15 protein-coding genes are annotated in these 13,426 nt (G+C 29.6%); 2 read left to right on the plus strand and 13 right to left on the minus strand.

The window, feature by feature from the left end:
• Positions 1-4: 4 nt before the first annotated feature.
• The 4 genes from KMP69_RS03205 to endA all read right to left on the minus strand — a co-directional run bounded on the left by KMP69_RS03205 (position 5) and on the right by endA (position 3,187).
• Positions 5-1,003: a beta-ribofuranosylaminobenzene 5'-phosphate synthase gene (locus KMP69_RS03205; protein WP_214400737.1), complete on the minus strand. Its 999-nt coding sequence runs from the start codon at positions 1,001-1,003 to the stop codon at positions 5-7.
• A gap of 109 nt (positions 1,004-1,112) precedes the next feature.
• Positions 1,113-1,577 (minus strand): CBS domain-containing protein, encoded by a 465-nt coding sequence (locus KMP69_RS03210; protein WP_214400500.1) that lies wholly within the window; start codon positions 1,575-1,577, stop codon positions 1,113-1,115.
• Positions 1,578-1,597: 20 nt separating this feature from the next.
• Positions 1,598-2,635 carry an L-sulfolactate dehydrogenase gene (comC, locus tag KMP69_RS03215; protein WP_214400501.1) on the minus strand — a complete coding sequence of 346 codons (1,038 nt, stop codon included), beginning with the start codon at positions 2,633-2,635 and terminating at the stop codon, positions 1,598-1,600.
• Between the two features lie 27 nt (positions 2,636-2,662).
• Positions 2,663-3,187 carry a tRNA-intron lyase gene (gene endA, locus KMP69_RS03220; RefSeq protein ID WP_214400502.1) on the minus strand — a complete coding sequence of 175 codons (525 nt, stop codon included), beginning with the start codon at positions 3,185-3,187 and terminating at the stop codon, positions 2,663-2,665.
• Between the two features lie 100 nt (positions 3,188-3,287).
• On the opposite strand from endA, the gene cfbD reads away from it, so the two are divergent.
• Together cfbD and KMP69_RS08220 are read left to right on the plus strand one after the other, a co-directional pair.
• Positions 3,288-4,349, plus strand: a complete 1,062-nt coding sequence (gene cfbD / locus KMP69_RS03225; protein WP_214400503.1) for a Ni-sirohydrochlorin a,c-diamide reductive cyclase catalytic subunit — start codon at positions 3,288-3,290, stop codon at positions 4,347-4,349.
• 79 nt (positions 4,350-4,428) lie between these two features.
• Positions 4,429-7,491: a replication factor C small subunit gene (locus KMP69_RS08220; RefSeq protein WP_214400504.1), complete on the plus strand. Its 3,063-nt coding sequence runs from the start codon at positions 4,429-4,431 to the stop codon at positions 7,489-7,491.
• 9 nt (positions 7,492-7,500) lie between these two features.
• Here the strand turns inward: KMP69_RS08220 and KMP69_RS03235 are convergent, their stop codons facing one another.
• From KMP69_RS03235 to KMP69_RS03275, 9 genes are read right to left on the minus strand one after another with little or no spacing between them, the layout of a single operon-like run.
• Positions 7,501-8,202 carry a 4Fe-4S binding protein gene (locus tag KMP69_RS03235; protein WP_214400738.1) on the minus strand — a complete coding sequence of 234 codons (702 nt, stop codon included), beginning with the start codon at positions 8,200-8,202 and terminating at the stop codon, positions 7,501-7,503.
• Between the two features lie 58 nt (positions 8,203-8,260).
• Complete coding sequence (locus KMP69_RS03240) at positions 8,261-8,752, minus strand: 4Fe-4S binding protein (protein ID WP_214400505.1); 492 nt, start codon at positions 8,750-8,752, stop codon at positions 8,261-8,263.
• Positions 8,730-9,947, minus strand: coding sequence for a 4Fe-4S binding protein (locus tag KMP69_RS03245; RefSeq protein WP_214400506.1), 1,218 nt, complete (start codon positions 9,945-9,947; stop codon positions 8,730-8,732). The genes KMP69_RS03240 and KMP69_RS03245 overlap by 23 nt, the downstream gene beginning before the upstream one ends.
• A gap of 10 nt (positions 9,948-9,957) precedes the next feature.
• Entirely contained in the window at positions 9,958-11,088 is a 1,131-nt protein-coding gene (locus KMP69_RS03250) for a hydrogenase large subunit (RefSeq protein ID WP_214400507.1), read from the minus strand.
• Positions 11,089-11,110: 22 nt separating this feature from the next.
• Complete coding sequence (locus KMP69_RS03255; protein WP_214400508.1) at positions 11,111-11,557, minus strand: NADH-quinone oxidoreductase subunit B family protein; 447 nt, start codon at positions 11,555-11,557, stop codon at positions 11,111-11,113.
• 2 nt (positions 11,558-11,559) lie between these two features.
• Positions 11,560-11,973: a DUF1959 domain-containing protein gene (locus KMP69_RS03260; protein ID WP_214400509.1), complete on the minus strand. Its 414-nt coding sequence runs from the start codon at positions 11,971-11,973 to the stop codon at positions 11,560-11,562.
• Between the two features lie 17 nt (positions 11,974-11,990).
• Positions 11,991-12,281, minus strand: coding sequence for an energy-converting hydrogenase subunit EhaL family protein (locus tag KMP69_RS03265; protein ID WP_214400510.1), 291 nt, complete (start codon positions 12,279-12,281; stop codon positions 11,991-11,993).
• 12 nt (positions 12,282-12,293) lie between these two features.
• Positions 12,294-12,539, minus strand: coding sequence for a hypothetical protein (locus KMP69_RS03270; RefSeq protein WP_214400511.1), 246 nt, complete (start codon positions 12,537-12,539; stop codon positions 12,294-12,296).
• A gap of 1 nt (position 12,540) precedes the next feature.
• Positions 12,541-13,419, minus strand: a complete 879-nt coding sequence (locus tag KMP69_RS03275) for a respiratory chain complex I subunit 1 family protein (protein WP_214400512.1) — start codon at positions 13,417-13,419, stop codon at positions 12,541-12,543.
• Between the last annotated feature and the right edge of the window lie 7 nt (positions 13,420-13,426).

The following is a 13,426-nucleotide window of genomic DNA, read 5'->3' on the forward strand; positions in this document are numbered from 1 at the left end:
AATATCACTGAATTTTATATCCATTGTTATTTGCCTTAGTTATAATAATATCCCCACAAATTCCATACTTATCAAAAATTTCGTTAGCTTTTTCAACTATTAATTTTTTATCTCCAAGAGTATAGACAGTAGGTCCAAAACTTGATAAACCAGAATATACATTATTATCTTTTTCTTTATGTAATTCAAAAATTAAATCTTTAACAATATCTGATTGTAAATTTACTTCAATTTTTTTGAATCCTAAATATTGTAGTTTATTAACAACATCTCCAAAATCTTCCAAGTTTTTTTCAACAACCGCTGGCATCATCTTCATTAAAACTAAATGGCAGATTTTTTCAACTTCATTTAAAGGTACTGGGCAGTATTTTTTAAATATATCTACTTCTTTTTTTCCATAGATGTGTTCTCCCTTTGGTATTATTAATACAACTTCCCAATCAAAATCGTGTCTAAATATTATTGGTGCTGGCTTAACTCCTTTTGAAGCTGAAGAAGGCTTAAATTCTTCCTTATCTTTACCTTTACCAAAGCTATGCCCTCCATCAATTAAAAATCCACCATATTCAAATGCCCCTATACCTATTCCAGAAGTCCCTCCTCTTCCAGTAATCTTAGCCAATTCATAAGCATTTAAATCTTTCCCATATATTTCAGTTATTAACTTACCTACTGCTAAAGATATCTGTGTTCCACTGCCCAAACCAGAGTGAGAAGGAAATAAAGATAAAATTTTTAAATATATTCCCTCTTCATTGATAGTTTTTAAAACTTTATTTGATATATTATAAATTCTATCCTCAATATTTTTTATATACTCACAATTAAATTTTTTAAATAATTTTCTATCAAACTCTATGATTATTTCATCGCATTCTTTTCCTTTAATTTTTATGTTTGGTTCTTCCAACGCTAACCCTATTCCACCATCTACTCTCCCAATAGACCCATTTAAATCAATAAGTCCCATATGAATCCTTGATGGAGTTTGAATAGTAATCAAAATTTTCACCTTGTTTTATTTTTATTTGGTTTTTTATTATTTTTAACTAAATTAAAATAGTATATATAAATAAGTATGTTAAAATAATTAAAAAATAATATAAAAATTAAATTAACGCTTCTATTAAATCTCCTCTTGTAATTATTCCAACTAAATTACCTTCATCATCTACAACAGGTAATCTTTTAATTTTATGCTCAACCATTAATTTTGCCGCATCGTTAATTGTCATCTCAGGTTTTACAACTATAACATTCTTCGTCATCACATCTTTAACCTTTGTTTTTAATGCCTTTTTTAAATCTTCCTTAAACTCCTCAATCTTCAATGCTGTTTTTAATGGCAACTCTATTAAATCCAATGGTGAAGGTAAAATAAGGTTTAAATCCTCATTATGTGTAACAATGGTTTTTACAATATCACTTTCAGAGATTATTCCAACTAACTCTCCATTTTTGTTTAATACTGGAGCCCCACTAATTTTTTTCTCTCTAAATAATTTTATTACATTACTTAAATCGTCGTCATCATAAACTACAATGGGTTTTTTCATAACCTCTTTTATTAACATTTTTTCCACCATTTAATCTTTTATTCAATATAATCTTTAATATTCAATCCTAACTCATCGCAAATTTCTTTTAGTTGATTGTATAAGTTTTCATCAATCTCAAATCCATTCTTTCTTTTCATTTTATTTCTCTCCTCTATCTCCCCAGGAATTAATATTTCAAAACCTTCTGCTGGCTCTGATGTTTTAATCTCTTCTAACAACTCATCTACTTTTTTCTTAAACTCCTCCTTTCCAACAAAAAACTCTGGATTAATGACTATAAATAGATCTCCTTTACTGCATTTTTCATAAGGATTTGCCGTTCCTCTAACTTTAGTTCCAACCTCTGCCCCACCAATAGCTGACAACATCTCAATAGCTAATGCTAAACCAAAACCTTTAGGACCTCCAAATGGTAATATACATCCTTCTAATGCTTTGGCTGGATCTGTTGTTATCTTTCCATCTTTATCTACTGCACAACCTTCTGGAATCTTTATATTTTTTCTTAATGCCTCTAAAATTTTACCTCTTGCTATTGATGCAGTAGCCATATCTAATGAAAATTTATATTTATTTCCTTTAAATGCAATTGCTATAGGATTTGTTCCTAAAATTTTCTCTTTTCCACCAAAAGGAGCCATTGCTGGTTCTGTATTTGTTATAGTTATCCCAATCATATCTTGATTCATAGCTAACTCTGAATAATAGCCAGCAATTCCAAAATGATTAGCATTTTTTGTTGCTACTACTCCAACTCCAACATTTTTTGCTTTTTCTATAGCTAATTCCATAGCTTTTTTACCTACTACTTGTCCTAATCCAAAATCTCCATCTACAACTGCCGTAGATGGACTTTCTTTAATTATTTTAATATTAGGCTTTGGATTTATGTTTCCCAACTTTAAAGCAGTTATATACTGTGGAAACCTCCCAATTCCGTGAGATGTAAATCCTTTTAAATCTGCATCAACAAAAACATCTGCAGTTATTTTAGCATCTTCTTCTGGAACTCCAAATTTTTTTAAAATATCAATTATTAGTTTTCTTTCATTTTCTGGTTTTAAGATTACCATTTTTATCCCTCAAAATTTTTATAATTTTTATGGTTTTACAAAATCCATCTTGTAATAGACAATATCCCCATCTGCATCTACTATTGCTATGAGAAGTTTTTTTCTAACTGAATGGGCAACTCTAACAAATCCAGTTAGTTCATTTAATAGTATGGAAGAATCTTCAGTAAAAACTTTAACTAAATAAACTGAATGCTCTTTTTCAATATTTGCTCCCTTTTCATAGAGTCTAAAATCTGCTCCATACTTTAAGCCAGTTTTTACAATATAACCCCTTATTCTTAAATCCTTATAAACTAAATATTTTAGGCATAATCTCTCTTCAATGTTTTTTGCATATTCATACAGTTCTTCAAAACTCATTATATTTTTATCCCTATCTTTAACTACTAACCATCCCAAATTTATTAAATATAATGCCTCAACTAATGACAGTATTAAAAAATTTCCCTCAACATTTCCATACTGCCTCGATGATAGTTTAGATATGCCATTTTTATCAAAAATTAATACTCTATCTCCATCTAAAATTCCTACAATTTTTTTTCCCACGAATCCCACCAATTAAAATTATTTGAAAAATTATTTAATAATACAACCTAATTTATATTAAAAACGATATTTATATAATACTGTATATTGAGGTGAATGCATGATAATACATCCGAGACCTTCTCCTATTGCTGCGGCTATGTATCAACTTAGAGACATTGGAGTTGATGCTATAATTATACACGGACCAAGTGGATGTTGTTTTAGAACTGCGAGGCTGTTAGAGTTAGATGGCGTTAGAGTATTTACAAGTAACATAGATGAAAATGCCATTGTTTTTGGTGCTTCTGAAAATTTAAAAGAGGTTTTAGATTATGCAGTAGAATACTTAAAAAATAAGTTAAATAAAGAAAAGCCTTTAATTGGTATTGTGGGGACTTGTGTTAGTATGATTATTGGAGAAAACTTGGAGGAATTTGCCAACTATGAAAAGGCAACAGTAATTCCTGTAGAAGTTCATAGTGGTTTTGGAGATAATACTGTTGGGGCTATAAAGGCAATGGAATCTGCCCTAAAATTAGGAATAATCGATGAGGATGAATTTAAAAGGCAGAAATATTTATTAAAAAAAGCAACAGAAATTGAAAAAAGTAGAGGAATGGCTAAGAGAGAGTATATAAAACCAACGTATGAAGATGATACTGAGGAAGTTATTAATTTATTAAAATCTATGAAAAATAAAGATACAAAAATAGCTTGTGTATTAAATGCTAAAAAAGAGACTGCCTATTTATTTGTCCATCCTCTAATTGTGTTAAATAAATATTTTAACTGCGTAAATATTGCAAACTTAGATGAAAATAAGGGGCTTAAAAAAATTAGAAATGATGCAAAAAATATATTAAAAAGATTCACTCCAGATTATATTACTGGTGGATTAGATGAGTATCCAATAACTGGAGAAAAAGTTGTTGAGATATTAAATAACTTAGATGATATTGATTTAATAGTAGTTTCTGGAGTTCCTCATGCCTTACCAATTGAAAATTTAAAAAAGGATATTATTAAAATAGCTATAAGTGATGGTCCGAGGACATACTATCCTATAAAAGAACTTTATGACTATGCAATCGTTGAATTTGACGCTCATGCTAAAGTTTTAGGTAAAAGGGATATTGTTAAATCAAGATTTGGAGAAATTTTAGAGCATGAATTAAAATAAGATAAAAATAACAACAATAAATATAAATTATAGAATCAACATTTAACTAATAATTAAAATAAATTTAAATGGTGAAACTATGGACGAGCCATGGGTAGAAAAGTATAGACCAAAAACTTTGGATGAGATTGTTGGACAAGAGGAAATAGTAAAGAGATTAAAAAAATATGTTGAAAAAAAGAGCATGCCCCATCTTTTGTTTAGCGGACCACCAGGAGTTGGAAAGTGCTTAACAGGAGATACAAAAGTTATTGTAAATGGGGAGATTAGAGAGATTGGAGAAGTTGTTGATGAAATAAGCAATGGAAAATTTGGAGCAACTTTATCTAATAATATAAAAGTTTTAGGAGTTGATGAAGAAGGAAAAGTTAGAGAATTTAATGTGCAGTATGTGTATAAAGATAAAACCAATGCTTTAATAAAAATAAAAACTAAGATGGGTAGAGAATTAAAAGTAACAACCTACCATCCTCTACTAATAAACAACAAAAATGGAGAAATAAAATGGGAAAAGGCAGAAAATTTAAAGGTTGGAGATAAGTTAGCAACACCAAGATATGTAGTTTTTGATAATAATAAAGATAATGAAAACATTGATTTAGTTAGATGGATTGCCTATTATGTAGCAGAAGGATATATTAAAGATGATAAGATTATCTTCACCCACAATGATAAAAAAATTATAAATAAGTTCTTAGAACTTACAAAAAGTTTATTTAAGGATGCTAAGATAATAGAGGAAGATAATTGTATAACAATAATTTCAAAAGAGGCATTAGAAGTAATTAAAAAATATAATTTAGCCAATAAAAGGATTCCAAATAATGTTATGAATAGTGATGCTTTAAAAGTATTTTTAGATGCTTATATTGAATGTGACGGAATCAAAAAGGATAATAAAATAATATTACCTACAACAAATAAAGATTTTGCAGAAGAATTAAGTTATGCACTATTAAAATATGGTGTTATCGTTAAATTGGAAAAAGTAAATAATATTTATAAAATAATAATTTCCGAAGAAATTTCTGATAAAATAATTGTAGATGTAGAAAAAATAAATTATATCTGTGAAAAGTTGGGAATTAAAAATGTTAAATTAAAAAGCAATATTTTAGGCTATAATGAATGTAGAAAATTGTGTAATGCTATTTTAAATAGGATATATAACCAGTTAGATAAAATTAGAGATTTAGATAAAATTAGAGATAACAAATTGTTAGATTGTATAGGATATTTATTATTCTTAGTATCTAATGAAATCTATTGGGATGAAATTGTTGAAATTGAGCAATTATATGGAGACTTTATAATCTATGATTTACATGTTCCAAAATATCACAACTTTGTTGGAGGTAATTTACCAACTATATTGCATAATACAACCGCGGCTTTATGTTTAGCAAGAGATTTATTTGGAGAAAATTGGAGGGAGAACTTTTTAGAGCTCAATGCATCTGTTTCTAAGGATACTCCAATATTGGTAAAAATTAATGGAGTAACTAAAAGAACAACCTTTGCAGAGTTGGATAAAATTTATTTCAAAGAGGAAGATGAGGAATATAAAGATGTGAATAACTTAGAAGTTTTAACCGTTGATGATAATTATAAAGTAAGATGGGCAAAGGTCTCAAAGATAATAAGGCATAAAGTGGAAAAAATATTGAAAGTTTATCTCGAAGGAGGAGCAGTTTTAGAATTAACTGGAAACCATGCTATAATGATGCTTAGTGAAAATGGATTAATAACTAAAAAAGCAAGTGATATCAAAGTAGGTGACTTTTTATTGAGTTTTACTGCAAATATTGAGGGAGATTTGGAAAATATAAATAGTAATATTTCAACTCTAATAACTAAAAATAAAAGAATTTCAGACATTATTTATCAAATGCCAATTGATAAAAGAATAAAATACTTAAAAGAGTTATTTGACTGTAAGGGAAAATTAGATATAATTAAAGTTCCTACAATTTCAAAAGATTTGAGTATTGATATAGTTTGGTTATCAAGAATTTCTGGATTTGAAAGCTATATGAATAAGATTATATTAAAGAACAATTTGAAGAAAAGTGATTTATTGCCAGCAAATATAATTATAAAATTGCTGAAAAAAATTGAAGATAAAATAAATGGAAATTGGAGATATGTTTTAAGGCATCAACTTTATGAGAAAAAAGAGAGAGTTTCTAAGATATTAATTAGAGAAATCCTAAAAATGATAAATAAGGAAGAATTAAGCGAAGAAGAATTAAACATATACTATCTATTACATAAATTGGCTTATACTGATTTACATGCATTAAAAGTTAAAAAAATTGAAATTATTGATTATAACGACTATGTATATGATGTTAGTGTCCCAAATAATGAAATGTTCTTTGCTGGAAATGTCCCAATTTTATTACATAACTCTGATGAGAGAGGGATAGATGTTATCAGGACAAAAGTAAAAGAATTTGCAAGAACTAAGCCAATCGGAGACATACCATTTAAGATAATATTCTTAGATGAAAGTGATGCTTTAACAGCAGATGCTCAAAACGCTTTAAGAAGAATTATGGAGAAATACTCAAATGTTTGTAGGTTTATACTATCCTGTAATTATCCAAGTAAAATTATTCCTCCAATTCAATCAAGGTGTGCAGTTTTCAGGTTCTCTCCACTTAAAAAAGAAGATATTGCAAAAAAATTAAAGGAGATTGCTGAAAAGGAGAATTTAAAATTAACTGAGAGTGGATTAGACGCAATAATCTATGTTAGTGAAGGAGATTTAAGAAAGGCTATAAATGTATTACAAACTGCTGCTGCGTTAAGCAATGTTATAGATGATGAAATTATCTATAAAGTATCTTCAAGAGCAAGACCTGAGGAAGTTAAAAAAATGATGGAATTGGCGTTAGAAGGCAAATTTATGGAGGCGAGAGATTTATTATATAAACTTATGGTTGAGTGGGGAATGAGTGGGGAAGATATATTAAATCAGATGTTTAGAGAGATAAATAATTTAAACATTGATGAAAGAAAAAAGGTTGAATTGGCAGATTACATTGGAGAAACTGACTTTAGAATAGTAGAAGGAGCTAATGAACGAATTCAGCTAAGTTCTTTACTTGCAAAAATGGCTTTATTGGGTAAAAAATAATTTTTTTATTTATTTTTTCTCTTCCATCTTTATAGCATTGACTGGACAAACCTTTACACATTTTCCACATAATATGCATTTATCCTTAATGATCTTAACTTTACCTCCTTCTTCTTCAATAGCATTGACTGGACACTCTTCAACACAGACAAAACAACCCACACATAAGTTTTTATTAACTTCAATGTCTTTTGTTTTTATAACTTCCCCTATCTCATTTTCTACCTTTATACATTTTTTTGGACACACTTCCATACAAGCTCCACAACCCATACATAAATCTAAATTAATCTCTATACTCTTCCTTATCTCAACCTTTATAGCCCCAGTTGGACAGTATCTTGCACAAATTCCACATTTTACACATTTATCTTTATCTATGTAATAATTTTTTAGTCTAATTTTTCTATGGGGAATGGTTTTTTCTTTTATTACATAATGTATTTCTCTATCTTTAATCTCAGCTTTTCCATCTATTACATATATAGCCCCAACTGGACATGTTTGAGCACAGATTTCACATTTAACACATTTCTCATCAATAATTTTTACAGACTTTCTAATTTTAGCCTTTTCTATTGCATTTACTGGACACTCTTTATAGCATAGATTACATCTAACGCATTTACTTTCATTGACATATAGTGATTTGTAAGATATTGGCTTTATTTTGTGAGCCACTTCACTAATATACTCTTTATCTCCATCCATCTTTGATAAAATTTCATTTAAAGATTTTTTTATTTCAATCAATCTAACCACCTATAAATTATCTCAATATAATAGCATTAAGAGGACACAGTTCTTCACATCTTCCACATAGCTCACATTTATTTATATCAATCCTTATTTTGGGTCCATACTCTTCAATAGCATTGTATGGGCAATTTCTTAGGCATACTAAACAGGAGGCGCATCTTTCTTTAATATACTCAATAAATTCATATTTGTTTATTTCAACAATTTTTGCAGTTTCGTTAATTTCGCATCTTAATTTTATTATTACAATGGCATCAGTTGGGCAAACTTTTTTACACTTTCCACAGAAAATACATTTTTCCCTATCAATTTTTATAAATAGGCCACTTTTATCATAAGATATGGCATTAACTGGGCAAACCTCTATACATTTCCCACAATTTATACATCTATCCTCTTTAACGATAATTTCCCTCTTGTTAAAAATTAAATTAAATTTTGGGAGTATTTTAATATTTTTATCTTCTAATTCTAAGTGTTTAGATATTATTCCTTTTATCATAAAACTCCCTCTTAAGTTCCTTTATCCTCTTATTTTCTTCATAAACTTTCTTTCTTAATTCCTCTTTCAGTTTATTAATTGCTAATTTTTCAATCTCTTCTAAAACCTTTCCATACTTCTTAGTGTAGTTAATTAAATCATTTTCAATTTTCTCAATTATTTCATCCTCTATTATTCTAACTTTAACAGCTTCCTTAGCTTCCTCAGGTTTAACTGGTTTTATAGCATTGACTGGACACTCTCTCTCACAAACTCCACAACTAACGCACAATTCTGGAACAATGTATGGAAGTTTTGTCTCTTTACTGATTTTAATTGCATCAACCTTACAAACTTTCTGACAAATTCTACAACCAATACATAAATCTTCATCAATAATATAGCAAATATCTCTCCTCTTTGGAATTATTGGAACTTTTAATCTTATTGCTGTTGTTGGACAAACTTCAATACATAAACCACATTTTACACAATTGACTACTTTTTTTTCTACTAAATCAATCTCCCCCACACACACATCCTTACAAATTCCGCAGGTTATACACAAACTATTAACTATGTGAGGAATATCCTCAATTTTATTTTCCTCTACTTCCAATCTATTAGTAATCTTTTTATTTTTTAGTTCAAATGCCTTTTCAATCTTTTCTTTTAGTTTTTTCTCATCAACGACTATTATGGCATTTTCTATTGGACACGCTTTTATACACTCTTTACAGGAAATACATAAGTCAATATCAATTACATACTTTCCATCCTTAATGTCAATAATATTTATTGGGCAAACTCTCTTACAGTTTCCACATCTTACGCAGGTTTCCTCATCTATAATAAGATTGTGATACTTTGGCTTGCTATAAAACAATCCCTCAGTTTCAACTCTATGCTTATCTATCTCTAAGACACCAGTAGGACAAACTTCGACACAGTTGGCACAGGCAATACATGAGTTTTCATCAATTTTTGGAATTTTTTTGTTATAATTTTCATTGTAAATTAATTCAATTGCAAAGGCAGGACAACTTTCTTTACATCCTTCGCAAGATATACATCTCTCAGGAAATTTAACAATAGGAGGAACTTTTCTATACCTTTCTGGTGGAATATAAGAACTTTTATTTGCCTTGGCATTAATAAAATTTTTAATCCATCTTTTTTTAACAAATTCATAAAGATACCATAAAGAGGATGCCATAAATACCACCCTAAATATGCCCAAATTTTATAGGAACTTCCTTACCATCTTTTACAGCAATTATAGTTCTTTCAGTACATGAGATGCAGGGATCTATACTGGCATAGGCAGATATTGCATCAGAGACTGTTGGGCAGGTTTTTAACATATACTTATATGCCTCTAAGTTCATTACAGTTGGAGTTCTGATCATTATTCTTTTTATAATCCCTCCATCAGAAATTTCCATTTTATATAATAGCTCTCCTCTTGGAGCTTCGTTTCTCCACTCACCCTTACCTCCTTTTATATCTACCTTAACTCTAATATCTCCTTGACTCTCTTCATACAATTCTAAACATTTTCTAATTAATCTAACACTCTCTAAGATTTCCTCATGCCTAACCATCATTCTTGCAAAGTTATCTCCCTCTTTTCTCCAAACTGGCTTAAATTTAAGTTCTTGGTATGTTGAATGTCTCAATCTCCAATCACTCTCTGGAAGCCCAGAGCCTCTACATACTGGTCCAACAGCCCTCGTTCTCATAATTTCGTGATAAGGTAGGATAGCAATCCCTTTGCTCCTTAAAGCTATTAATGGACCAGTTTCAAACACTTCAATAATATTTTTAAGTTCTTCAAGCAAAATGTCGAGTTTTTTATTTATTTCATCAATCATCTCTCTATTTATGTCTCTTCTAACTCCTCCTATTACAATATAACCCATATTAATTCTATTTCCAGTAATCATCTCTATTAAATCCATAATTATTTCTCTGACATTTAAAAGCCATATTCCAAGAGTTTCATGCTCTATTGATAAGTTATAAACTGCTGAAGCAATTAAATGGCTATGAATTCTTTCCAATTCACACGCTATTACTCTCAAATATTTTGCTTTGTCAGGAATCTCTATTTTTGAAATATGCTCAATACATTCTGCAAATGTCATAGTGTGAATAAATGAACAGATTCCACAAACTCTCTCAGCCAAATAAATTCCTTTATGACAGTGTTTCCCTTCCATAATTTTTTCTATTCCTCTATGAACATAACCCATTTCAATTTCAGCATCAACTGGCTTTTCTCCCTCTAATATTAATTTAATTCTTAAAGGTTCTTTTAATATTGGATGAATAGGACCAATAGGAACTGTTGCCATAATTTCACTCTTTTATAATTTTTCATTTATTTTTCTCTTTTAACTTCTCTTCTCTCATTCCCAACGCCTTTGGAGCTACTTTCAATATTGCCTCAATTATTTCAGAGGGTCTTGGAGGGCATCCCGGAATTTTAGCATCTACTGGAATAACTTTATGAACTCCTCCAACTACATGCCCCTCTTTAAAGATTCCTCCACTCAATGCACATGCTCCAACTGCGACAACAATCTTAGGTTCAGGAGTTTTTTCATAAATTTCTTTCAATCTTTCAGCCCATTGTAATGTTACAGGGCCAGTAACTAACAAAACATCTGCCTCTTTTGGATTGTTATGAACATAAATTCCATACTGCTCTATGTCATATCTCGCAGATAGACAGGAAACTATTTCTATGTCGCATCCATTACATCCCCCAGTATTGACAATACAGACATTGATTGACCTCTTTCTAAACAACTTTTTTACCATATTTATTCCTCCCTTAGCAACTTAATAATTAATTTTCTACCCTCTTCTAACGCTTCTTCGTAAGGTTTTTTATGCAATACATGAAGTTCTACAACTTTTTTTCTAATTAAATCTGCCTCTTCTTTTTTAATTAACCCAAAGAAATCACATAGCCAACATAAACCTAAGTCAATATCAACCTTTCTACCTAAACAACCCATTCTTGCCTGTTCTGCATAGGCGTGTAGTTCATAACATGAAGTAAAGTCCAATTTTTTTAGAAATATTTCAATTACCTCATCAACATCAATTTTTAACGCCTTAGATATTGGAATAAAAACTTCATCCATTAAAAATCTATTATCTTTAAGAACATTTATCTTCTGCTTTAACGAATTTTCAACATACTTTTTGTCAATATTCAATGTTTCTTCCATAATTACCACCAAATAAATTAAACTAATGAAATTATGCCTCTCACTACTAAGGCAGTAATTATTCCAACAACTAATTCAACTCTTCCATATCCTGGTCTCATTCCTAATGGAAAGCCAATTAATAAAGTTCCAATTATATATAAAGGGGTGTTTATCAAAATTCCTCCAATTATAGCCAAAGATAACGCTAATTTATCAATACTTTTTTCTACATAGGGATTAGGGTATTTTCTATAACTGTATTCTAACCCAATAATATTGCCAATTATAAAGGAAATTATCGCTAAATTTAAATAGAATAAATCCATAATTTCACCACTTTATGCGGGAATGTAAAGTTTATACAACGCATAGGCAAAGAATATTAAAATTATAAGCATAAATAATACTTCTAAATTTTCCATTTTGCGGGCTATTTTTCTATTTGTGATTGATATAGTTAATATTAAGAGTAATAAGAATACGAATAGATCTAAACTAACATTTAACTGGAATATAGTTATTAGAATGCAATAAATAATGGTTATAATGCATGCAATTGTAAAGAAGTAAATATATCCTCTCATTTTATCCCCCTATGAATAATCTATAAAGGACATCGCACAAAACCAAACCTGCAATAGTCATTTGAAGCATAACTGAGTGATGAGGGGCTAATAAAGGAGTTAAACCATTTATAAATGCCAATATTACTGTTAGTAAAATCATAACAGCCAAAGTTAATAATGGATTACTTATAACTACTGGCCCAATGAATATTGCTATAAACAGCCATAATAATACGAAATATGCAATAGACTCAGCAATGTATATCAATGATGCTAACAAACCATAATGCTCTGTCATGTATCCACTAACTATATCTTTACCTTTAACTATTCCAAATGGACTATATGGAGATTTTGATACAAGTAATATAAAGAAGGCAAATGCACAAATTGGCATTTGGAAGATTAAACTGCCGTGTAATTCTTGATATCTTAAAATATCTGAAATTAATACTGAGTGAGTTGTTAAATATATAGCCGCAACTACTGCAAATAAGGGAACCTCTGCCGCGGCTGAGAATACACTTCTTACCCCTCCTAATTTTCCATAAGGAGATCCAGAGGACAAACCACATCCATGCTCAACTATTTTTTGTAAAACATAAATTCCTATTATAATCAATAATGAAGATTTGAGGTCAATTCCTATAATTAATGCTGATAACCATACAGCGACATCTAACAAAACTACAAATATGTATAGAGGATTTCCAGCAGTGACTGGGAAAGTTATCTCCTTTACATAGAATTTTAAGGTATGTAGGAGATATTGAATAATTGGTGGTCCTGGTCTTCCTTGAATTCTCGCCATTATTTTTCTATGTAATCCTAACAACAATGAACCAACTAAGTATGCAAATAATGTTAAGTTTAATGTTCCCAATAGTGAGGAACTCATTTTACAC

It is taken from the genome of Methanocaldococcus lauensis (genome assembly GCF_902827225.1).
GTDB classification, from domain to species: Archaea; AGJL01; Methanococci; order Methanococcales; family Methanocaldococcaceae; genus Methanocaldococcus; species Methanocaldococcus lauensis.

Bases quoted from the DNA above. Each gene is read 5' to 3' on its own strand.
- KMP69_RS03210 (WP_214400500.1), bottom strand. From the start codon at position 1,577: ATGTTAATAAAAGAGGTTATGAAAAAACCCATTGTAGTTTATGATGAC.
- comC (WP_214400501.1), bottom strand. From the start codon at position 2,635: ATGGTAATCTTAAAACCAGAAAATGAAAGAAAACTAATAATTGATATT.
- cfbD (WP_214400503.1), top strand. From the start codon at position 3,288: ATGATAATACATCCGAGACCTTCTCCTATTGCTGCGGCTATGTATCAA.
- KMP69_RS08220 (WP_214400504.1), top strand. From the start codon at position 4,429: ATGGACGAGCCATGGGTAGAAAAGTATAGACCAAAAACTTTGGATGAG.
- KMP69_RS03235 (WP_214400738.1), bottom strand. From the start codon at position 8,202: ATGGATGGAGATAAAGAGTATATTAGTGAAGTGGCTCACAAAATAAAG.
- KMP69_RS03240 (WP_214400505.1), bottom strand. From the start codon at position 8,752: ATGATAAAAGGAATAATATCTAAACACTTAGAATTAGAAGATAAAAAT.
- KMP69_RS03245 (WP_214400506.1), bottom strand. From the start codon at position 9,947: ATGGCATCCTCTTTATGGTATCTTTATGAATTTGTTAAAAAAAGATGG.
- KMP69_RS03250 (WP_214400507.1), bottom strand. From the start codon at position 11,088: ATGGCAACAGTTCCTATTGGTCCTATTCATCCAATATTAAAAGAACCT.
- KMP69_RS03255 (WP_214400508.1), bottom strand. From the start codon at position 11,557: ATGGTAAAAAAGTTGTTTAGAAAGAGGTCAATCAATGTCTGTATTGTC.
- KMP69_RS03260 (WP_214400509.1), bottom strand. From the start codon at position 11,973: ATGGAAGAAACATTGAATATTGACAAAAAGTATGTTGAAAATTCGTTA.
- KMP69_RS03265 (WP_214400510.1), bottom strand. From the start codon at position 12,281: ATGGATTTATTCTATTTAAATTTAGCGATAATTTCCTTTATAATTGGC.
- KMP69_RS03270 (WP_214400511.1), bottom strand. From the start codon at position 12,539: ATGAGAGGATATATTTACTTCTTTACAATTGCATGCATTATAACCATT.
- KMP69_RS03275 (WP_214400512.1), bottom strand. From the start codon at position 13,419: ATGAGTTCCTCACTATTGGGAACATTAAACTTAACATTATTTGCATAC.